Origin of the sequence: Micrococcus sp. GbtcB5 (genome assembly GCF_019091605.1) — a bacterium.
Classification (GTDB): domain Bacteria; phylum Actinomycetota; class Actinomycetes; order Actinomycetales; family Micrococcaceae; genus Micrococcus; species Micrococcus luteus.
The window spans coordinates 1-21,279 of sequence record NZ_JAGXJK010000014.1 but is presented as its reverse complement, the minus strand read 5'-3'; the positions used below and the strand labels follow the sequence as shown (position 1 = coordinate 21,279).

The following is a 21,279-nucleotide window of genomic DNA, read 5'->3' as shown; positions in this document are numbered from 1 at the left end:
TCAGCCCGGGAACGGCGGCAGCTCGGGCCGCAGCGTCCACGCGTCGAAGAGCTCGTCCACCTGCGCTCGGCTCACCCCGGCGTGCGGGGCCCACGCGTGCACGTGCGTGCGCAGCCCCAGGGAGTCGACGGTGCCGAACCGGTGCTCCCGCACCCAGGCGCGCAGCATGGAGCCGAAGAGGTCCGTGCCCAGCAGGTGCCGCAGCGCCTCCACGGTGAGCGCGCCGCGCTTGTACACCCAGTCCTCGAATATCTCCTCCGGCCCGGGCTCGGCCAGCGCCTGCTCCACCGGGTGCGCGGCCAGCTTCTGCCAGGCCCGCCGCGCCATCGAGGTGATGCTGGACCGCCCCGAGGCCTCGGCCCACAGCCACTCGGACCAGCAGGCGAAGCCCTCGTGCAGCCACAGGTCGGACCAGCGGCCCAGGGTCACGGCGTTGCCGAACCACTGGTGGGACATCTCGTGGGCGATCAGCCGCTCGGACTCCCACGAGCCGTCCAGGTGGTTGGTGCCGAACAGCGACATGCTCGCGGCCTCGAGCGGGATCTCGAGCTCCTCGTCGGCCACGACCGCGGTGTAGTCCTCGAATGGGTATGGCCCGTAGGCGTCGATGAACGTGGCCATCATGGCCGGCTGGGGGGCAAGGGCCCGGAGGGCCCGCTGCTCGGTCCGCGGGGAGACCACGAGGCGCAGCGGCGGCAGGCCCTCGGCGGGAGGGGCGGCGTCCACGAGCCGGTAGCGGCCGATCTGCACGCTGAGCAGGTAGGCGGGCACGGGCTGGTCGAGCCGCCACCGCCACGTGACCCGCGAGCCGCGCGTGCGCACGGGCGCGCCCACGCCGTTGGCGACGGGCAGGTAGCCCGCGTCGCAGGTGAGGGTGATCTCCGCCGTCGAGCGGGAGGTGGGGGAGTCCACGCACGGCAGCCACGTGGAGGCGCCGTGGGGCTGCCCGGCCACGAGCACGCCGTCCGTGAGCTCCTCCCAGCCGATCGTGCCCCACGGGCTGCGCCGCAGCGTGGGCGTGCCCGCGTAGACCACGGTCAGCTCCACGAGCGTGCCCTCCGGCCGGCTCTCGTCCAGGTCGACGACGAGGCGGCTCGGGGCGCGGCCCGGCTGGGTGAACGAGGAGGCGACGGCGCGGCCGTCGACGACGGCGTCCACCCGGGACACGCGCAGCCGGTACAGGTCCAGCTCGATGCGGCGGCTCTGCTTCGTCAGGCGCACGCGCAGGACGGCGGTGCCGGAGACCCGGTTCGCGGCCAGGCGCACGTCGAGGTCCAGCGCGATGTGCTCGACGGTGGCGGCGTCGGTGCCGACGCCCGGGACGTAGGGATCGGTGCTCATGCTTCCTCTCGGGAGGGGGTGGCTGCGGCGGGGTCGCCGTCGGGACGACGCCACGGGGAGACCGGGTTGCCGAGCCACCACGTGCCGGCGGGCAGCTCCTCGCCGCGCATCACGAGGGACCCGGCGCCGACGGTGGTGCCGCGGCCCAGGCGAGCGGCGGGCAGCACCACGGAGTGGGGGCCGAGGGTGGCGCCGTCCTCCAGCACGACGGCGTCCAGGGACATCACGCGGTCGTGGAACAGGTGGGTCTGGACGACGCAGCCGCGGTTCACGGTGGCGCCGTCGCCGAGCTCCACGAGGTCGGCCTCGGGCAGCCAGTAGGACTCGACCCAGGCGCCGTGGCCGATGCGGGCGCCCATCGCGCGCAGGAACCAGACCAGGGCGGGGGTGCCGGCCGCGGCCCGGCTGAACCACGGGGCGGCGAGGAACTCGGTGAAGGTGTCCGCGACCTCGTTGCGCCAGATGAACGAGGACCACAGCGGGTGCTCGCCCGCGCGGATCCGGCCGACGAAGACCCGCTTGGCGAGCACGGTCAGGCCCGCCGCGACCGCGCCGGCCGCGAGCAGGACGACGCCGCCCAGGATGAAGGCCAGCGCCCACGTGCCGACCGCGATGAGGGCGGCCAGCGTCGCGCCGACGGCGATGGACAGGGCCACGTGCAGCCACACCGGGATCGCGCGCAGCAGCTCCCAGGCGGTGCGGGCGGCCTTGAGTCGGGTCGGCGGGTCGTAGGTGAGGGAGGCGTCCGCGGTGACCTCGTTGCGGCGCAGGCGCACGGGCGGGGAGCCCATCCAGGACGTGCCCGCCTTGGTCTTGGCCGGGGTGGTGGACAGCACCGCCACGAGCGAGTCGCGGCGCAGGGTGCGGCCGCCGGGCACCATGCCGGAGTTGCCCACGAACGAGCGCTTGCCGACCTTCGCGGGGGCCACGTGCATCCACCCGCCGTCGAGGGAGTAGGAGGAGACCATCGTGTCGTCGGCGAGGAACGCGCCGTCGCCCACGCGGGTCATGCACGGCACGAGCACCACGGTGGAGGCCTCGACGCCGCGGCCCACCTCAGCGCCCAGCAGGCGCAGCCACGTCGGCGTGAAGCGGGAGGCGTAGATCGGGAAGAGCTGGTCGCGGGCGGCGTCGAGGACGCGCTCGGTGGCCCACACCTGCCAGCCGACCCGGGAGCGCACGGGGTGGTGCCCCTCCGTGATGCCGAGCGCGAGCAGGCGCACGGTGACGAGCACGAGCAGCATCTGGGTCAGGAACCACACGCCGGCCACCAGGGGGCTCGCGGCCAGCAGCCGCGCCGCGGTGGTCCCGACGGCGGCCAGCGGCCCCGCCTCCGGGGCCGGCGGCCACCAGGTCAGCGACCACGCGGCCACCGCGGCCGCCGCGGCGGCGGAGACGAGCGGAAGGAGGGAGATGAGGGTCGAGAGGACGGTCGCCATCAGGCGCCAGCCCCGGGTCTCCCGCGGCGCCTCGGCGGGGCCGCGGGACTTCACCTTGCCCACCTTGACGGCGGGGGAGCCGGCGTGGCGCTGGCCGCCGCGCACCCGCCCGGCGACGGTGGACCCGGCCTCGACGTGCGCCCCGGAGCCGACCTGGGCGCCCGGCAGGAGCGTGGAGCGGGCGCCCACGACGGCGTCCGCGCCGATGCGCACCTCGCCGAGCCGGACGACGTCGCCGTCGACCCAGTAGCCGGACAGGTCCACCTCGGGCTCGATCGCGGCGCCCTCCTCGACCGTGAGCATGCCGGTGACCGGTGGCACGGTGTGCATGTCCACGTCCTTGCCGATCCGGTTGCCCAGCAGTCGCGCGTAGGCGGGCACCCACGTGGCGCCGGCCAGCGAGTAGGGGTCCACGAGGTCGCTGATCTGCTGGGCGAGCCACAGGCGCAGGTGGACGCGGCCGCCGCGCGGGTAGGACCCGGGGCTCACGCCGCGCAGCAGCAGCCGGGCGATCGCGGCGGTGAGCAGCATGCGGCCGGGCACGGTGACCACCAGCAGGCCGGCCACGATCAGCACCCACCACGGCACGGTGGGCAGCCCGGGCGCCAGCCCGGAGAGCGTCAGCAGGTTCAGGGCCAGGCCGGTCCACACGCCCAGGCGCAGGGCGGGCAGGACGAAGACCGGCAGCCCCACGAGGGTCTGGACCCACTGGGTGCGGTGACGGGTGCGGTCGACGTGCCGGTCGTGCACCTCGATGCCGCGGGGGCCGTCCTCGCCCACGACGGCGGCCACGAGGGCCCCGGCGGTGGGGTTGCGGTAGACGTCCTGGACGGTCACGGCCGGGTGGCGCAGGCGCAGGCGGGCCACGAGCTGGGCCGCGGCGAGCGAGCCGCCGCCGGCCTCGAAGAAGTCCGTGTCGGCGTCCTGGGGGGGCGCGCCGAGCACGTCCGCCCACTGGCGCAGCACCCAGCCGTCGGCGGTGTCCTCGTCCGGCTGGGGTGCGTCCTCGTCCACCTCGGCGCCGGGCAGGGGCCACGGCAGCGCATGGCGGTCCACCTTGCCGGAGGTCTTCGTGGGCAGGGAGTCCACGACGGCCAGTCGGGGCACGAGGGCGGCCGGCAGCTCCGCCGCGAGGTGCTCGCGGGCCATGTGCAGGTCGAGCTCGGCCTCGGGGTCCGCGGGCACGAGGTAGCCGACGAGGATCTGGTGGCCCGCCGGGGTGGTCTGCACGGCCGCGGCGCCGCCGTGGACGCCGGGCAGGGCCTGGAGGGCCGCGTCCACCTCGCCGAGCTCGATGCGGCGGCCGCCGAGCTTGACCTGGTCGTCGGCGCGGCCGACGAACAGCAGGCCCTCCGGCTCGAAGACCACGAGGTCGCCGGAGCGGTAGGCGCGCTCCCAGCCGAGGGAGGGCATGGGGGCGTACTTCTCGGCGTCCTTGGCCGGGTCGAGGTAGTGGGCCAGGCCGACGCCGCCGATGATCAGCTCACCCGTCTCGCCCTCGGCCACGGGCAGCGTGGTCTGCGGGTCGACGACGGCCAGGTCCCAGCCGTCCAGGGGCAGGCCGATGCGGACCGGGCCGAGACCGGTGAGCGGGGCCGCGCACGCGACGACGGTGGCCTCCGTGGGGCCGTAGGTGTTCCAGACCTCGCGGCCGTCCTCCGCCAGGCGCGCGGCGAGCTCGGGCGGGCAGGCCTCGCCGCCGAAGATCAGCAGCCGGACGTTGTCCATGGCCTCGGTGGGCCACATCGCGGCGAGGGTCGGCACGGTGGACACGGCGGTGATGCGCCGCTCGGCGAGCCACGGGCCGAGGTCCATGCCGGAGCGCACGAGCGAGCGGGGGGCCGGGACCAGGCACGCGCCGTGACGCCAGGCGAGCCACATCTCCTCGCACGAGGCGTCGAACGCGACGGACAGCCCCGCCAGCACGCGGTCGCCCGGGGCGAGCGGATCGTCCGCCAGGAAGATCCGGGCCTCGGCGTCCACGAAGGCCGCGGCCGAGCGGTGGCTCACCGCCACGCCCTTGGGGGTGCCCGTCGAGCCCGAGGTGAAGATGATCCACGCGTCGTCCTCGAGCCCGGGGGCGCGGGCCTCGGCGGCCGGGTCCACGGTGTGCTCGGGGTGCGGGGCATAGACCCGCTCGTCGGTGAGGACGCCGGCCACCTTCGCCTCGCCGAACACGAGGCGGGCGCGCTCCTCGGGATCGTCCGCGTCCACGGGGACGTAGGCCGCGCCGGCGGCGAGCACGCCGAGGATCGAGACGTACAGCGCGGCCGTGCCCGAGGCGATCCGGACGCCGACCCGGTCTCCCGCCCGCACGCCGGCGGTCCACAGGTGGCGGGCGGTCTCGTCGACGCGCTCCCGCAGCTCCGCGTACGTCAGCGGCTCGACGCCGTCGTCCAGGGCGGTCGCGTCCGGGTGCTCGCGCGCCGTGGCGTCGAAGATCTCGACGAGCGTCCGGGCGGGCGGGGTGCGCTCGGAGCCGGGCAGCTGCGCCCGATGCGGCGCGGCCGTGGGGTCGAGGGGGACGGGGGGCGGGGTGGGCGCGGCGGACGAAAGGGACACGGGGCCTCCGGAGGATCTGAGCGGCGAACCGAGGGTCGGACGCGGACCAGGCCGCAGCGGGACATTCTATGCCTCACCCGTGGTCGCGTGGGGCGCCTGGACGGCACCGGGCGGGTCCGGCTCAGGACAGGGTGAGCACCACCTTGCCCGTCGTCGACCGGGACTCGAGGGCGGCGTGCGCGGCGGCCGCGTCCGCCAGGGGGAAGCGCTCGCCGATCCGGACGTCGAGCTCGCCGGAGGCCCACGCCCCGAACACCTCTCCACCACGCCAGCGGGTCTCCTCGCCCGTGCGCGTGTAGTGCACCAGCGAGGGCCGGGTGACGTACAGCGCGCCGGCCGCGTTGAGCCGCTGCAGGTCGAAGGGGGGCACCTGCCCGGAGGCCCCGCCGAAGAGCACGAGCGTGCCGCGCACGCGCAGCACCTCGAGCGAGGTGTCGAAGGTGTCCTTCCCCACGCCGTCGTACACGGCGTGCGCGCCCTCGCCGTCGGTCAGCTCCGCCACCGTGGCGGCGAGGTCCGGATAGTCCACCGCGGCGACGGCGCCCGCGCCCCGGGACAGCTCCCGCTTCTCCTCCGTGGACGCCGTGGTGACCACGCGGGCGCCGCGGGCCGTCGCGAGCTGGGTGAGCAGGAGCCCCACTCCGCCGGCACCGGCCGTCACGACCACCGTGTGGCCCTCCTCCACCGGGAAGGTGGACCGGCAGAGGTAGTGGGCCGTCATGCCCTGCAGCGGAAGGGCGGCGGCCTCGGCCAGGTCGATGCCCTCCGGGACGGTGAGGAGACGATCCGCGGGGGCGGTGAAGTGCTCGGCGTACGCACCGGTGGCCGTCGCGGTGGCGACACGGGCCCCCAGGAGCGCGGCGTCCACGCCCTCGCCGAGCGCGACGACCTCGCCGGAGCCCTCGGTGCCGGGGGTGAAGGGCAGGTCCATCGTGTAGACCCCGGAGCGCTGGTACGTCTCGATGAAGTTCAGGCCCGCCGCGGCGGTGCGCACCAGCACGTGCCCCGGCGCGGGGGAGGGCACCTCCGTCTCGGTCCACTGCAGGACCTCGGGGCCGCCCGTGGCGGACACGACGACGGCGTGGTGGGTGCGGGGGACGGCGGGGGTGTTCGCAGTGGTCATGGCCCCACTCTAGGAGCGGGCCGGACCATCCGGCCCGGCCCGGGGGGCCCGAAGCGCCGCATAGATATTCGGTGCAGCGCATATCTGCGCTAGCATGAAGCCATGACCCACACCGTCGCCGTCTCCGGAGCCAGCGGCTACGCCGGGGGGGAGGCCCTGCGCCTGCTCGCCGGCCACCCGTCCGTCACCGTCGGAGCCATCACGGCCCACTCGAACGCGGGGGAGCGCCTCGGCGCTCTCCAGCCGCACCTGCACGCCCTGGCGGACCGCGTCCTCGCCGAGACCACCGCGGAGGTCCTCGCCGGCCACGACGTCGTGATCCTCGCGCTGCCCCACGGGGCCTCCGGGGCGCTCGCGGCCGAGATCGCCGAGCGATCCCCGGACACCCTGGTGATCGACGCGGGCGCCGACCACCGCCTCGAGTCCGCCGCAGACTGGGAGGCCTTCTACGGCACCGCGCACGCCGGGACCTGGCCCTACGGCCTGCCCGAGCTGCCCGGTCAGCGCGAGCGACTCGCCGGCACCCGCCGCATCGCCGTCCCCGGGTGCTACCCGACCACCTCGATCCTCGCCCTCGCGCCCGGCTTCGCCGCGGGGCTGCTCGAGCCGCAGGACGTGGTGATCGTCGCCGCCTCGGGCACCTCCGGGGCGGGCAAGGCGCTCAAGCCGCACCTGCTCGGCGCCGAGGTCCTGGGCGGGATGAGCCCGTACGGCGTCGGTGGCGGGCACCGGCACACCCCGGAGATCGAGCAGGGCCTGGCCCAGGCGGCCGGCGAGCCGGTCCGCGTCTCCTTCACGCCCACGCTCGCGCCGATGTCGCGCGGCATCCTCGCGACGGCCACGGCGCGGCTGCGCCCCGGCGTCGCCGCCGCGGACGTGCGCGCCGCATGGGCCGCGGCCTACGGCGGCGAACGCTTCGTGCACCTGCTGCCCGAGGGGCAGTGGCCCACCACGAAGGCGGTCCTCGGCTCCAACCACGTGCAGCTGCAGCTCGCCGTGGATGAGCGGGCCGGCCGCGTGATCGTCTGCGCGGTGCTCGACAACCTCACCAAGGGCACGGCCGGCGGCGCCGTGCAGTCCATGAACATCGCCCTGGGCCTGCCGGAGCACGCGGGGCTCGAGCAGCAGGGGGTCGCGCCGTGAGCGTCACCGCAGCACAGGGGTTCCGGGCGGCCGGTGTCACCGCGGGGCTGAAGGCCTCGGGCACGCCCGACGTCGCCGTCGTCGTCAACCAGGGCCCGCGTGACGCGGCGGCCGCCGTCCTCACCGAGAACCGGGTGGCGGCCGCCCCCGTGGTCTGGACCCGCCGCGCCGTGCGGGACGGCCGCGCGACCGCGGTCGTCCTGAACTCCGGCGGGGCCAACGCGGCCACCGGCGCCGAGGGCCTCGAGGACGCCCGTCGCACCGCCGAGCACGCGGCCGCCGCCCTCGGGACCGCCGCCGACGACGTGCTCGTCTGCTCGACCGGCCTCATCGGCGAGCGCCTGCCGATGGACACGCTCACCGCGGGCGTGTCCGAGGCGGTCGCCGCCCTGAGCCCGGACGGCGGTGAGGACGCCGCCGTCGCGATCAAGACCACGGACACCGTGGCCAAGACCGCCGTGGCCCGCGGCGAGGGCTTCACCGTGGGCGGCATGGCCAAGGGCGCGGGCATGCTGGCACCCGGCATGGCCACCATGCTCAGCGTCATCACCACGGACGCCGACGTCCCCGCCCCCGCCCTCGACGCGGCACTGCGCGAGGCCGTGCGCGCCACCTTCAACCGGGTCGACTCGGACGGGTGCATGTCCACCAATGACACCGTGATCCTGCTGGCCTCGGGTGCGTCCGGGACCGCGCCCGAGCCCGCGGCGTTCGCCGCGGCCCTCCACGAGGTCTGCGCGGACCTGTCCCGCCAGCTCGTCGCCGACGCCGAGGGCGCCCGGCACGACATCGCCGTGCGCGTGGTCCACGCCGAGACCGAGGAGGCGGCCGAGGCCGTCGCGCGCGCCGTCGGCCGCTCCAACCTGTTCAAGACCGCGATCTTCGGCCAGGACCCGAACTGGGGACGCGTGATCGCCGCCGTCGGCACGGTCCCGGAGTCGGTCGCCGCCTTCGACCCGCACGCCCTCGACGTGCGCTTCAACGGCGTCCAGGTGTGCCGCGCCTCCGGCGTGGGGGAGGACCGCTCCCGCGTGGACCTCTCGGCCCGCGAGGTGCGCGTCGAGGTCGACCTGCACGCCGGCGACGCCGAGGCCACGGTCTGGACCAACGACCTGACGCACGACTACGTCCACGAGAACTCCGCCTATTCCACGTGAGGACCCTCAGCATGAGCCCGCACACCGACCCGGCCACGGCGGCCGCACCCGTCCTGTCCACCGCGGACCGGCTCGACCGCGCCGAGTCCAAGGCGGAGGTCCTCGTCGAGGCCCTGCCCTGGATCCGGCGGTTCGCCGGAACCGTCATGGTCGTCAAGTACGGCGGCAACGCCATGGTGTCGGAGGAGCTGCGCCGGGCGTTCGCCGAGGACATCGTGTTCCTGCACCACGTGGGGGTCCACCCCGTGGTGGTGCACGGCGGCGGCCCGCAGATCAACGCGATGCTCGACCGCCTCGGCATCGCGTCCGAGTTCCGCGGCGGCCTGCGCGTGACCACCGAGGAGGCCATGGACGTGGTCCGCATGGTGCTCACGGGACAGGTGGGCCGCGAGCTGGTCGGCCTCGTGAACTCCCACGGCCCGTACGCCGTCGGCTTCTCCGGCGAGGACGCGGGGCTGCTGCGCGCCCGCCGCACGGGCGCCGTCGTCGACGGGCAGGAGGTGGACCTCGGCCTCGTGGGCGAGGTCACCGGCGTCGACCCGACCGCGATCCTCGACGTGATCGAGGCCGGGCGGATCCCCGTGGTCTCGTCGGTCGCCCCCGAGATCGACGACGACGGCGAGCCCACCGGGCAGGTCCTCAACGTCAATGCGGACACCGCCGCCGCGGCCCTGGCCGCCGCCCTCGGCGCCGCGAAGCTCGTGCTGCTCACCGACGTCGAGGGCCTCTACGCCGACTGGCCGGACCGGGACTCCCTCATCAGCTCGCTCACCGCCGCCCAGCTGCGTGCGCTGCTGCCCTCCCTGGCCTCCGGGATGATCCCGAAGATGGCCGCGTGCCTGGCGGCCGTGGACGCCGGCGTGCAGCGCGCCCACGTCGTGGACGGCCGCCGCCCCCACTCGATGCTGCTGGAGGTCTTCACCTCCGCGGGCGTCGGCACCCAGGTGGTGCCCGACGCCGAGCCCACCGCCCCGACCACCCCCGAGGAGGACGCATGAGCACCGACCAGTCCGCGCTGCTGGAGCGCTACCACGCCGCCCTGACCGGAGTCTTCGGCCGCCCCACCCGCGTCCTCGTGCGCGGCGAGGGGGTCCACGTGTGGGACGCCGACGGCCGGCGCTACACGGACCTGCTGGCCGGCATCGCCGTCAACGCGCTCGGCCACGGCCACCCGGCGCTGGTGCGGGCCGTGTCCGAGCAGATCGCCACACTCGGCCACGTGTCCAACCTCTTCACCTCCGAGCCGCAGATCCGCCTGGCCGAGCGCCTGCTGGAGCTGGCCGGCGCGCCCGCGGGCTCCACCGTGTTCTTCGCGAACTCCGGCACGGAGGCCAACGAGGCCGCGTTCAAGCTCGCCCGCCGCCACGGTGCGGAGGACCCGTCCGGCCGCCGGACGCGGGTGATCGCTCTCGAGCGGGCCTTCCACGGCCGCACGATGGGCGCCCTCGCGCTCACGCACAAGGAGGCCTACCGGGCGCCCTTCGAGCCGCTGCCCGGCGGCGTGGAGCACGTGCCGGGCGGGGACGCCGAAGCCCTGCGGGCGGCCCTGGCCCCGGACGACGACGGCGCCACCGTCGCCGCCGTCATCCTCGAGCCGGTCCAGGGCGAGGCCGGCGTGCACGGCTGGCCGGCCGGCTACCTGGCCGAGGTGCGGGCCGCGACCCGCGAGGCCGGCGCCCTGATGATCCTCGACGAGGTGCAGTCCGGCGTGGGCCGTACCGGCACGTGGTTCGGCTTCCAGAATCCGGCGGTCACCGGTGCGGCCGAGCCGGTGGTGCCCGACGCCTTCACCCTGGCGAAGGGACTGGGAGGCGGCGTGCCGATCGGGGCGCTCGTGTGCGTCGGCCCCGCCGTCTCGGGACTGCTCACCGCCGGCCAGCACGGCACCACGTTCGGCGGCAACCCCCTGGCCACCGCCGCGGGCCTGGCCGTGCTCCAGACCGTCGAGGACGAGGGCCTGCTCGGCCACGTCCGCGCCGCGGGTGAGGCCGTGGCCGCCCTGCTGGAGGACCTGCCCGAGGTGGCCGCGGTGCGCGGCCACGGCCTGTGGATCGGCGTCGATCTGGCCGACCCCGCGGGACCGGCCCCGGCCGGCGGGCTGGCCCCCGCCGTCGTCGCCGCCGGCCTCGAGGCGGGCTGGATCCTCAATGCCACCGGCCCCTCCACCCTGCGCCTGGCCCCGCCGCTGACCGTGCCCGTGGCCGAGCTCGAGCGCTTCGCCGCGGCCCTGCCCGGGCTCGTGGCCGCCGCCCTGACCCCCGCCGAAGGAGACCGCCCATGACCCCCACTGCCGCCGTCCGCCACTTCCTGGTGGACACGGACCTCACCCCGGCCGAGCAGGCCGAGGTGCTCGACCTCGCCGCCCAGATGAAGGCCGACCGGTTCCGGCACCGCCCGCTGGCCGGGCCCCGGACCGGCATCGTGTTCTTCGACAAGACCTCCACGCGCACCCGCGTCTCGTTCGCCGCGGGCATCGCCGAGCTCGGCGGGACGCCGTTGATCGTGAACCCGGGGGAGTCGCAGCTGGGCCACAAGGAGTCCGTGGCCGACACGGCCCGCGTGCTGGAGCGGATGGTCGGCGTCATCGTCTGGCGCACGTTCGCCCAGGCCGGCCTCGAGGAGATGGCCGCCCATTCCTCGGTGCCCGTGGTCAATGCGCTCAGCGACGACTACCACCCCTGTCAGATCCTCGCCGACCTGCTGACGGTGCGCGAGCACCTCGGCGGCACGGCGGGCCGCACTCTGGCGTATCTGGGGGACGCGGCGAACAACATGGCCCACTCGTACCTGCTCGGCTGCGCGACGGCCGGCATGCACGTGCGGGTCGCCGGACCCGAGGGGCATCTGCCTGCCGAGGACGTCGTGGCCGCCGCCCGACAGCGGGCAGCGGAGACGGGCGGTTCCATCCTCGTCACGACGGACGCGGCCGAGGCCCTGGCGGACGCGGACGTCGTCGTGACCGACACGTGGGTGTCCATGGGCCAGGAGGAGGAGAAGGAGGCACGCCTGGCGCTGTTCCGCGACTACCAGGTGGACACCGCCGCGATGGCGCGGGCGGCCGACGAAGCGATCTTCCTGCACTGCCTGCCCGCGTACCGGGGCTACGAGGTCACGGCCGAGGTGATCGACGGGCCGCGGTCCGTGGTGTTCGACGAGGCCGAGAACCGCCTGCACGCGCAGAAGGCGCTCATCGCCTGGCTGCTGTACCGCTCCGGTCTGGCCGAGGAGCCGCGCTGATGGCCGCCCCCACGACGAAGATCGCCCGTCAGGCCGCGATCCGGGAGATCCTGGCCACCCGGGGCATCCGCTCCCAGGCCGAACTCTCGGACGCCCTGGGCGATCGCGGGCTGTCCGTCACCCAGGGGACGCTCTCGCGGGACCTCGTGGACCTCGGCGCGGTGCGGACGCGCGGGCCGGCCGGCATGGTCTACGCCCTGCCGGCGGAGGGCGACGACGGCGCCGCGCCGGGCCGCGGCTCGGACGCGCAGCTGAACCGGCTGGCGAGCATGGCCCGCGAGCTGCTCGTCTCCGCCGAGCCCACCGCCAATCTCGTGGTCCTGCGCACGCCCCCGGGCGCGGCGCAGTTCCTGGCCAGCGTGATCGACCAGGCGCGCGTGGAGCACGTGATGGGCACGATCGCCGGCGACGACACCATCCTCGTCATCACCCCGGGGAGCACGTCCGCCCCGGCCGTCGCGGCCCACCTGCTGGGTCTGGCGGGCTAGCCGGACCCATCCGGCCCCGCCCGCGCGGGTGACGGGCACCAGACACGAGGAAGGCCCCCGCCGATGGCGGGGGCCTTCCTCCTGTCGTACCGGTCCGGGGGACCGGTCAGGCGTCTCAGGCCTGCGGCAGGACGAGCTCCTGGCCGACGTAGATCACGGCGGCGTCGGAGACGATGCCCTTGTTGGCCTCGTAGAGGGCGGTCCAGCCACCCTCGACCTCGTACTCGTTGGCGAGCTTCCAGAGGGAGTCACCGGACTTGACGACGATGGTCTCGGCCTCGGCGACGACGGCCTGCTCAGCGGCAGCGGCCTGCTCAGCGGCAGCGGCCTTCTGAGCGGCAGCCTTCTCCGCGGCGGCGGCACGCTGGGCGGCAGCCTTGTCGGCGGCGGCCTGCTCGGCAGCAGCCTGCTTGGCGGCCCAGCGCTCGGCGGCGGCCTGCTCAGCCGCGGCCTGCTCGGCAGCAGCCTGCTCAGCCGCGGCCTGCTCGGCAGCAGCCTGCTCAGCCGCGGCCTGCTCGGCAGCAGCCTCGTCTGCGGCGGACTGACGCTGCACGGTGGCGGTGCGCTCCACGGCGACCGGGGCGGCCTCGGTGGCGTCCACGTCACCGGCCTCCGCGTCAGCCTGGGTCAGGCCCAGCTTCTGCGAGCACAGCGGCCAGGCGCCCCAGCCCTGCAGGTCCTGGAGGATCTCGGCACGCTTGATCTGCTCGGCCTTCGAGGCCTGGTGCGGGTAGCCCTCGCCGCCGACGGCCTGCCAGGAGGACAGGGTGAACTGCACGCCGCCGTAGAAGCCGTTGCCGGTGTTGATGTCCCAGGTGCCGTTGGACTCGCACTCGGCGAGGCGATCCCAGGTGTCCACGGTGGCAGCCTGGGCCGGGGCGGAGAAGCCCACGGCGGCGGCGCCGGCGAGGGTCATGCCCGCGACGATCGAGGCAGTGGCACGGCGGGAGCGGGTGGCGGAAGTGGTGAAGAGAGTCATGGTGTCCATGGCGAGTCCTCGCTGATCGGCGGCCGAGGCGCACCGGGGTCGTCCTTCTCCTTGGTCGGGTCATGCCCTCCGTCGGTTCGAGACGACCCAGCAGCGGGCGACCGTCGGAGGGGGTTCGATGTCGTGGCCTCCCCGTGCCCGACCTCTCGGTCAGATCACGGTTCGATCACGAATCGGCTACGGAAGAGTCAACGACGGGAGCCCCCCTCGCGTCAAATCATGGGTCGACGAATTCTTGCCCGTCTGCCTCAAATTTGAGATCGGGTGACGAATCGATCCCTAGAGTCGTGGGCGCGTGGATGAAATGCACGCTACTGGCCGGAGTTGCTGTCATGGTGTCTGATCCACCGGTGTGGACAACCTCCGTCACAGGAGCATGGGCAAAGGTCACGATCGACGGCCGAGGCCGTGACCTGAGTCGCGTTCGACCCGGGATTCGAGGGCGGGGCGATGGTTGCCCGTGGCCGTCGCTGTCGGCGCAGAGGCGCTGCGCAGGGGCCATTGAGAGCTGATATTCCGTCAGTTGCATATTTATTCAAGACCCGGGTAGGATCGCCACCGAGCACGCCTCCGACGGCCACGCGCCGCGCTCGGAGACCCCCCTATATAAAGAGGAGAAAACGTGAAGGAACGCATCATCCTTGCCTACTCGGGCGGCCTGGACACCTCGGTGGCCATCGGCTGGATCGCCGAGGCCACGGGCGCCGAGGTCGTCGCCGTCGCGGTCGACGTGGGCCAGGGGGGCGAGTCCCTCGAGACGATCCGCCAGCGCGCCCTGGACTGCGGCGCCGTCGAGGCCTACGTCGCCGACGCGCGTGACGAGTTCGCCGAGCAGTACTGCATGCCCACGCTCAAGGCCAACGCCCTCTACATGGACGCCTACCCGCTGGTCTCCGCGATCTCGCGCCCGGTGATCTCCCGCCACCTGGTCGCGGCGGCCCGCCAGTTCGGCGCCTCGACGGTGGCGCACGGCTGCACCGGCAAGGGCAACGACCAGGTCCGCTTCGAGGTCTCCATTCAGACCCTCGGGCCCGACCTGAAGTGCATCGCCCCGGTGCGCGACCTCGCCCTGACCCGTGAGAAGGCCATCGAGTACGCCCAGCGCAACGACCTGCCGATCGTCACCACCAAGAAGAACCCGTTCTCGATCGACCAGAACGTGTGGGGCCGCGCCGTCGAGACCGGCTTCCTCGAGGACATCTGGAACGGCCCCACGAAGGACGTCTACGACTACACGGACGACCCCGCCTTCCCGCCGGCGCCGGACGTGGTCACGATCGCCTTCGAGCGCGGCGTCCCCACGGCCCTCGACGGCCGCGCGCTGAGCCCGCTGGAGATCATCGAGGAGCTCAACCGCCGGGCCGGTGCCCAGGGCGTGGGCCGGATCGACATCGTCGAGGACCGCCTCGTGGGCATCAAGTCCCGCGAGATCTACGAGGCACCGGGGGCCATGGCGCTGATCGCGGCCCACCGTGAGCTCGAGAACGTCACCCTGGAGCGTGAACAGGCGCGCTTCAAGAAGCATGTGGACCAGCGGTGGACCGAGCTGGTCTACGACGGCCAGTGGTACTCCCCGCTGAAGCGGAACCTGGACACGTTCATCGACGCGACCCAGGAGCACGTCAACGGTGAGATCCGCCTGGAGCTCCACGGCGGCCGCGCCACGGTGCAGGGTCGCCGGTCCGAGACCGGCCTGTACGACTTCAACCTCGCCACGTACGACGAGGGCGACTCGTTCGACCAGTCCTCGGCCCGCGGGTTCATCGACATCTTCGGCCTGTCCGCGAAGACGGCCTCCGAGCGCGAGCAGCGCCTGCGCGGCAGCGACGACCTCCAGGACGTCGCCCGCCTGTCCAACGACTGACCCCGCACGCCCCGTGCACGACGGCGGCCCGCCCGCGACCGGGCCGGCCGCCGTCGGCCTGTCACCGACCTCGAGGAGACCTTCGATGACCGAGAACACCGATGCCCGCCACGGGACCAACGAGGGCGCCCTGTGGGGCGGCCGCTTCGCCGGCGGCCCTTCCGAGGCGCTCGCCGCGCTCAGCAAGTCAACGCACTTCGACTGGCGCCTGGCGCCCTATGACATCGCGGGTTCCCGTGCCCACGCCCGGGTGCTGCACACCGCCGGTCTGCTCAGTGCGGACGACCTGGACGGGATGATCGCGGCCCTCGACCGTCTCGAGGCGGACGTGCGTTCCGGTGCCTACACCCCGGCGGCGTCCGATGAGGACGTGCACGGCTCGCTCGAGCGCGGCCTCATCGAGCGGGCCGGTCCCGAGCTCGGCGGCCGCCTGCGGGCCGGCCGATCCCGCAACGACCAGGTCGCCACCCTCGGCCGGATGTTCCTGCGCGACCACGCCCGCATCATCGCGCGGGGCGTGATCGCCACGGTGGACGCGCTGCTCGATCAGGCGCGGGCGCACCCGCACGCGCCGATGCCGGGCCGCACCCACCTGCAGCACGCGCAGCCCGTCCTGCTCTCGCACCACCTGCTCGCGCACGCCTGGGCGTTCGCGCGGGACCTGCAGCGGCTCGTGGACTGGGACGCGCGCGCGGCCGTCTCGCCGTACGGCTCCGGGGCCCTGGCAGGCTCCTCCCTGGGTCTGGACCCGAACGCCGTGGCCACCGAGCTCGGCTTCGAGTCGGCCGTGTGGAACTCGATCGACGGCACCGCCGCCCGCGACGTGTACGCGGAGTTCGCGTGGGTCGCCGCGATGGTCGGCGTCGACCTGTCCCGCATCTCGGAGGAGGTCATCTTCTGGGCCACCAAGGAGGCGGGCTTCGTGACGCTGCACGACGCGTACTCCACAGGGTCCTCGATCATGCCGCAGAAGAAGAACCCGGACGTCGCCGAGCTGGCCCGCGGCAAGTCCGGCCGCCTCATCGGCGACCTCACGGGGCTGCTGGCCACGCTCAAGGGCATGCCGCTGGCCTACAACCGCGACCTGCAGGAGGACAAGGAGCCCGTCTTCGACGCCGCGGACACCCTCGAGCTGCTGCTGCCCGCCGTCTCCGGGATGATCGCCACCCTCGAGTTCCAGACGGAGCGCATGGCGGAGCTGGCCCCGCAGGGCTTCGCGCTGGCCACCGACGTCGCCGAGTGGCTCGTCCGCCAGGGGGTCCCGTTCCGCGAGGCCCACGAGCTGTCCGGCGAGGCCGTGAAGGCGGCCGAGGCCCGGGGCGTGGAGCTGTGGGACCTCACGGACGATGAGTACGCGGCCATCTCGCCGGCGCTGACCCCGCAGGTCCGCGAGGTGCTCAGCACGGAGGGCTCGCTCGCCTCTCGCGACGCCCAGGGCGGGACCGCGCCGACGGCCGTCGCGGCGCAGATCGGGGCGCTCGAGGACGCCCTGGAACCGCTGCGCCGCTGGGCCGACACGCCGGGCTCCGTCGTCGACGCCCGCTGACGCGGTCGCCCGGTCGAGTCGGCGTCGGCCGGGCCGGACGCGGCGGTGCCCGGCAGGGCACCGCCGCGTCACCCGCCGTTCACCGCGGTCGGCGTAGCATGGGTGGTCACTTTTCCGCCGGGCGGGCCGCAGCGTGGTCCGCCTCTCACCGCACCGCGAGGGCCCCCGATGACCGATACCGTGTCCGTCCGCCAGTCCGAGCTCGACCTCGAGCGGGGTCGGGTCGCCGAGCGGTACGCCCGCCTCGACGCCCTGCGTGAGGAGAAGGAGCGCCAGCTCGCGGCCGTGCGCCGGACCGGCCCGCAGGGGTCGCTGCAGAACCACTCCGAGCGCGACGCCTTCGCCAGCCTCTACGAGGACCGACTCGCCCAGCTCTACGCCGTGGACGACCGCCTCGTCTTCGGCCGGCTCGACCTCGACGCCGAGCGGGAGGGTGGGGCCGACGAGCAGCGGTACATCGGGCGCATCGGCCTCACCACCGAGGACCACGAGCGCCTCCTCGTCGACTGGCGCGCGGCCGAGGCCGGCGCCTTCTACCAGGCGACGGCGGCCCACCGGGGCCGCGTGCGCCGTCGTCGTCACCTGATGCTGCGGGGGCGCGAGGTGCGCGACCTCGAGGACGACATCCTGGACCCGACGCTGCTGGGCGAGGACGGCGTGCGCGCCGATGCCCAGGGTGCGCTGCTGGCCGCCGTCACCGCCCGACGCACGGGACGGATGGGGGACATCGTCGCCACGATCCAGGCGGAGCAGGACGAGGTGATCCGCGCGCCCCTGCCCGGGGCGGTCGTGGTGCAGGGCGGGCCCGGCACGGGGAAGACCGCCGTCGCCCTGCACCGCGCCGCCTACCTGCTGTACACCCACCGGGAGCGCCTCGCCCGCTCGGGCGTGCTGATCGTCGGCCCCTCGACCGCGTTCATGCGGTACATCGAGCGGGTGCTGCCCTCGCTGGGCGAGACGGGTGTCGTGATGTCCTCGCTGGGGACGCTGATGCCGGGCGTGCGGGCCGTCCCGGAGCGGGACCTCGACGCGGCGGCGGTGAAGGGCCGGCTGGACATGGTGGACGCCGTCGCCCACGCGGTCGCGCAGCGCCAGCGCCTGCTCGTCGAGCCGCGGCGCCTGATGATCGACGGCACGGCCGTCAAGCTCAAGCCGGCCATGGTCCGGCGCGCCCGGGACAAGGCACGGGCCACCCGCAAGCCCCACAACGAGGCCCGGGTGACGTTCGTGAAGATCCTCGTCCGCGAGCTCGCGGAGAAGCTGCGCAAGAAGCTGGAGAAGTCCTCGGGCGCCCCGGTGCAGCGTGACCTCCTGCTGGAGGACGTGCGCACCTCGCGCGACGTGCGCATCGCGCTCAACCTCTGCTGGATGCCGCTGACGCCGGAGAAGCTCATCGGCGACCTCCTCACCCGGGAGGACCTGCTCCGGGCGGCGGCCCCGTGGCTCTCCGACGCCGAGGTCGGCACGCTCCTGCGGCCGGCCGACGCCCCCTGGACCGAGGCCGACGTGCCCCTGCTGGACGAGGCGGCCGAGCTGCTCGGACGCCTCGAGACCCCGGGCCGGGGCGGTGAGTTCGCGGCCCAGCACGAGCGCAACCTCGAGAACGCCAGGGCGTCCCTGGAGAACATGCACCAGACGCTCGCGGACCTGGGCGTCGACGGCGTCGTGGACGCCGAGCAGCTGGCCGCGGCCAATGAGGCACGCGGGGTGCGACGGACCACCGCTGAGACCGCGGCCCACGACCGCACCTGGACGTACGGGCACGTGGTGGTGGACGAGGCTCAGGAGCTCTCTCCGATGCAGTGGCGCCTGCTGGCGCGCCGCTGCCCGATGAAGTCGTTCACCATCGTGGGGGACATCGCGCAGTCCTCCCGTCGTGACGCGGCCGGCTCGTGGGCGTCCGTCCTCGCCCCGGAGTTCGGGGACCGCTGGCGCCTGGAAGAGCTGACCGTGAACTACCGCTCGCCCGCGCGCGTGATGCGCTGGGCCGCGCAGGTCGCACGGGCGGCCGGGCTCGAGGTCTCCCATCCGCGCGCCGTGCGCGAGGGCGACCACCGCCCGCGCCTGGTGACGGAGCCGGGCGGGGACGTCGCGGCCCTGGCCCTCGACGCGGTCGAGGTCGAGCGGGACCGCGTGCCCGAGGCCCTGACCGCCGTGATCGCCCCCGCCGAGCGGACGGGGGAGCTGCTCACGGCCCTCCGGGAGCGGTGGGGGGAGGCGGCCGTGGACACCGCGCCGCTGCCCGGCGTCGAGATCGTCGTCGCCACCCCGTGGGAGACCAAGGGGCTGGAGTTCGACACCGTCGTGCTCGTCTCGCCCGAGCGGATCGTGGCCGACGCGCGCGGCGTGGTGGGCGATCTGTACGTGGCGATGACCCGCGCCACCCAGTCGCTGTCCGTCGTCGCCGGGACGGACGCGGCCGCGCTGCCGGCCGGGCTGGCGGACGTCCCGGAGTGAGCCCCGCGGGCGACGTCGCACGTGCACGGCGTCGCGGAGGCGCGCGGGCGCGTCGCTAGGCTGGGGGCTATGGCACCCCAGAACGAGGAGCGCGCGGCCCGACTGCGCGCACAGGCGAACGACCCGAGCTTCGAGAACGTCTGGCAGGAGCTGCGCTGGCGCGGGCTCGTGCACGTCTCGACGGACGAGGCCGCGCTGGAACAGGCGCTGGCCGGGGAGCCCGTCTCGTATTACTGCGGCTTCGACCCGACCGCTCCGTCTCTCCACCTGGGACACCTGGTCCAGCTGCTCACACTGCGCCGCCTGCAGCTCGCCGGCCACCGCCCGTATGCCCTCGTGGGCGGCGCCACCGGCCTCATCGGCGACCCGCGGCAGACCTCGGAGCGCGTCCTGAACTCGCAGGAGACCGTGGCGGCGTGGGTGGAGTCGCTGCGCGCGCAGATCGAGCCGTACCTCTCCTTCGAGGGGGAGAACGCGGCGACCATGGTCAACAACCTGGACTGGACCGCGGGCATGAGCGCGCTGGACTTCCTGCGGGACGTCGGCAAGAACTTCCGCGTCGGCACCATGGTGAAGAAGGAGATCGTGGCCAAGCGCCTGAACTCTGATGAGGGCATCTCCTACACGGAGTTCTCCTACCAGGTGCTGCAGGGCAACGACTTCCTCGAGCTGCACCGCCGGCACGGCGTGACCCTCCAGACCGGCGGCTCCGACCAGTGGGGCAACCTCACCGCCGGCACCGAGCTGATCCGCAAGGTGGAGGGGACCCACGCCCATGCGCTGGGCACGCCGCTGATCACGAACGCGGACGGCACCAAGTTCGGCAAGTCCGAGGGCAACGCCGTCTGGCTCGACGCGAAGATGTGCTCCCCGTACGCCTTCTACCAGTTCTGGCTCAACACGGCGGACGCGGACGTCGTCGACCGGCTCAAGGTCTTCACGTTCCTGACCCGCGCGGAGATCGAGGAGTACGCGCAGAAGGTGGCCGACGAGCCGTTCCGCCGGGAGGCCCAGAAGCGCCTGGCGTGGGAGGTCACGGCGCTGGCCCATGGAGAGGAGACGACGACGAAGGTCATCGAGGCCTCCCATGCCGTGTTCGGAGGCGGCGACCTCACCACCGTGGATCCGGACACGCTGACCGCCGTGCTGGCCGAGCTGCCGCAGGCCGACCGGACCCAGTGGGAGGGGGAGCCGGGCACCGTGACCGCGGTCGAGCTGCTGGTCTCCACCGGGCTGGTCGCCTCGCGCTCCGAGGCGCGTCGGACGGTGCGCGACGGCGGCGCCTCGGTGAACAACGTGCGGGTGACGGATGCCGACCAGGTGTTCACCCGAGACGACGCCCTCGCCGGCCGACACCTGCTGGTGCGCCGGGGCAAGAAGAGCATGGCGGGTGCGGACCTGGGGGAGGGCTGACCGCGGCTGCAGACCACCGGTGTCCACCGTGAGTCGCGAAAAGTGACCGAGGACACGACGGGCGGCGACGGCGAAGCAACCGCCCACGGGAGGAGCACAGGGCCCCGTTCCCCGCAGGATTCTGCGGAGAACGGGGCCCTCCTTCGTGCCCGGACGCCGGGTGTCACCCCTGATTTTGTGTTCGGTGGGGTTCGTGTGTAGAGTTCCATCTCGTGCTCAAGACGCCGACCGGGTGACCGGGAGGCGGGGTGAAGAACACAGAATCCGCGGATTCATGCCGAGAATGGCAGGTCCAGGGCGGGTGGTGCTCACCGGGTGCGCGGCCGGCAGTGATGCGGGTCGGGATTCCTGAAGAAGATGATCTGGTTTGACAGCCGGGGATCATGTGGTAAGCTTTTCGAGGCCTTCCACGTGGATGGTCCGGTGAGTGTCTGGCCCTGCGGAAGCGGAGTTGACATGGTCGGATCACGTGGTAAGGTTTTCTAGCCCGGCCATGTGAACGGACGGTGAATGCTTCGGAC

Annotated in this window: 14 protein-coding genes; 10 read left to right on the top strand and 4 right to left on the bottom strand. The window is 73.9% G+C overall.

Going from position 1 to position 21,279, the window contains the following annotated elements; translation table 11 throughout:
* The 3 genes from KVS67_RS06715 to KVS67_RS06705 all read right to left on the bottom strand — a co-directional run bounded on the left by KVS67_RS06715 (position 1) and on the right by KVS67_RS06705 (position 6,465).
* Positions 1-1,341: a M1 family metallopeptidase gene (locus tag KVS67_RS06715; RefSeq protein WP_166437549.1), complete on the bottom strand. Its 1,341-nt coding sequence runs from the start codon at positions 1,339-1,341 to the stop codon at positions 1-3.
* Positions 1,338-5,342 carry a Pls/PosA family non-ribosomal peptide synthetase gene (locus KVS67_RS06710; protein WP_166437550.1) on the bottom strand — a complete coding sequence of 1,335 codons (4,005 nt, stop codon included), beginning with the start codon at positions 5,340-5,342 and terminating at the stop codon, positions 1,338-1,340. Before KVS67_RS06710 ends, KVS67_RS06715 begins: the two co-directional genes overlap by 4 nt.
* 121 nt (positions 5,343-5,463) lie before the next feature.
* Positions 5,464-6,465 carry a quinone oxidoreductase gene (locus tag KVS67_RS06705; protein WP_002853672.1) on the bottom strand — a complete coding sequence of 334 codons (1,002 nt, stop codon included), beginning with the start codon at positions 6,463-6,465 and terminating at the stop codon, positions 5,464-5,466.
* 102 nt (positions 6,466-6,567) lie between these two features.
* Here KVS67_RS06705 and argC point away from each other — a divergent pair, with 102 nt between their 5' ends.
* From argC to argR, 6 genes are read left to right on the top strand one after another with little or no spacing between them, the layout of a single operon-like run.
* Positions 6,568-7,608, top strand: coding sequence for an N-acetyl-gamma-glutamyl-phosphate reductase (gene argC / locus KVS67_RS06700; protein WP_063189486.1), 1,041 nt, complete (start codon positions 6,568-6,570; stop codon positions 7,606-7,608).
* A complete protein-coding gene (gene argJ, locus KVS67_RS06695) occupies positions 7,605-8,765 on the top strand; it encodes a bifunctional glutamate N-acetyltransferase/amino-acid acetyltransferase ArgJ (protein ID WP_063189484.1) in 1,161 nt (386 codons plus the stop codon). Before argC ends, argJ begins: the two co-directional genes overlap by 4 nt.
* An 11-nt stretch (positions 8,766-8,776) precedes the next feature.
* A complete protein-coding gene (gene argB, locus KVS67_RS06690; RefSeq protein ID WP_002853666.1) occupies positions 8,777-9,763 on the top strand; it encodes an acetylglutamate kinase in 987 nt (328 codons plus the stop codon).
* Positions 9,760-11,046, top strand: coding sequence for an acetylornithine transaminase (locus KVS67_RS06685; RefSeq protein WP_063189482.1), 1,287 nt, complete (start codon positions 9,760-9,762; stop codon positions 11,044-11,046). Before argB ends, KVS67_RS06685 begins: the two co-directional genes overlap by 4 nt.
* On the top strand, positions 11,043-12,002 hold the full coding sequence (gene argF / locus KVS67_RS06680; protein WP_002853660.1) for an ornithine carbamoyltransferase: 960 nt from the start codon (positions 11,043-11,045) through the stop codon (positions 12,000-12,002). Before KVS67_RS06685 ends, argF begins: the two co-directional genes overlap by 4 nt.
* Positions 12,002-12,490 carry an arginine repressor gene (gene argR / locus KVS67_RS06675; protein ID WP_002853659.1) on the top strand — a complete coding sequence of 163 codons (489 nt, stop codon included), beginning with the start codon at positions 12,002-12,004 and terminating at the stop codon, positions 12,488-12,490. The genes argF and argR overlap by 1 nt, the downstream gene beginning before the upstream one ends.
* Positions 12,491-12,605: 115 nt before the next feature.
* Here the strand turns inward: argR and rpf are convergent, their stop codons facing one another.
* Positions 12,606-13,478, bottom strand: coding sequence for a resuscitation-promoting factor Rpf (gene rpf, locus KVS67_RS06670; RefSeq protein ID WP_136940998.1), 873 nt, complete (start codon positions 13,476-13,478; stop codon positions 12,606-12,608).
* A 622-nt stretch (positions 13,479-14,100) separates the two neighbouring features.
* On the opposite strand from rpf, the gene KVS67_RS06665 reads away from it, so the two are divergent.
* The 4 genes from KVS67_RS06665 to tyrS all read left to right on the top strand — a co-directional run bounded on the left by KVS67_RS06665 (position 14,101) and on the right by tyrS (position 20,758).
* Positions 14,101-15,342: an argininosuccinate synthase gene (locus tag KVS67_RS06665; RefSeq protein ID WP_063190209.1), complete on the top strand. Its 1,242-nt coding sequence runs from the start codon at positions 14,101-14,103 to the stop codon at positions 15,340-15,342.
* A gap of 85 nt (positions 15,343-15,427) precedes the next feature.
* Positions 15,428-16,888: an argininosuccinate lyase gene (gene argH / locus KVS67_RS06660; RefSeq protein WP_063190210.1), complete on the top strand. Its 1,461-nt coding sequence runs from the start codon at positions 15,428-15,430 to the stop codon at positions 16,886-16,888.
* A 168-nt stretch (positions 16,889-17,056) separates the two neighbouring features.
* Complete coding sequence (locus KVS67_RS06655) at positions 17,057-19,345, top strand: UvrD-helicase domain-containing protein (RefSeq protein WP_063190211.1); 2,289 nt, start codon at positions 17,057-17,059, stop codon at positions 19,343-19,345.
* 69 nt (positions 19,346-19,414) lie between these two features.
* On the top strand, positions 19,415-20,758 hold the full coding sequence (gene tyrS, locus KVS67_RS06650) for a tyrosine--tRNA ligase (protein WP_036315682.1): 1,344 nt from the start codon (positions 19,415-19,417) through the stop codon (positions 20,756-20,758).
* Positions 20,759-21,279 lie beyond the last annotated feature (521 nt).

Coding starts and splice junctions, on each gene's coding strand:
- KVS67_RS06715 (WP_166437549.1), bottom strand. CDS start 1,341: ATGAGCACCGATCCCTACGTCCCGGGCGTCGGCACCGACGCCGCCACC.
- KVS67_RS06705 (WP_002853672.1), bottom strand. CDS start 6,465: ATGACCACTGCGAACACCCCCGCCGTCCCCCGCACCCACCACGCCGTC.
- argC (WP_063189486.1), top strand. CDS start 6,568: ATGACCCACACCGTCGCCGTCTCCGGAGCCAGCGGCTACGCCGGGGGG.
- argB (WP_002853666.1), top strand. CDS start 8,777: ATGAGCCCGCACACCGACCCGGCCACGGCGGCCGCACCCGTCCTGTCC.
- KVS67_RS06685 (WP_063189482.1), top strand. CDS start 9,760: ATGAGCACCGACCAGTCCGCGCTGCTGGAGCGCTACCACGCCGCCCTG.
- argF (WP_002853660.1), top strand. CDS start 11,043: ATGACCCCCACTGCCGCCGTCCGCCACTTCCTGGTGGACACGGACCTC.
- argR (WP_002853659.1), top strand. CDS start 12,002: ATGGCCGCCCCCACGACGAAGATCGCCCGTCAGGCCGCGATCCGGGAG.
- rpf (WP_136940998.1), bottom strand. CDS start 13,478: ATGGACACCATGACTCTCTTCACCACTTCCGCCACCCGCTCCCGCCGT.
- argH (WP_063190210.1), top strand. CDS start 15,428: ATGACCGAGAACACCGATGCCCGCCACGGGACCAACGAGGGCGCCCTG.
- KVS67_RS06655 (WP_063190211.1), top strand. CDS start 17,057: ATGACCGATACCGTGTCCGTCCGCCAGTCCGAGCTCGACCTCGAGCGG.
- tyrS (WP_036315682.1), top strand. CDS start 19,415: ATGGCACCCCAGAACGAGGAGCGCGCGGCCCGACTGCGCGCACAGGCG.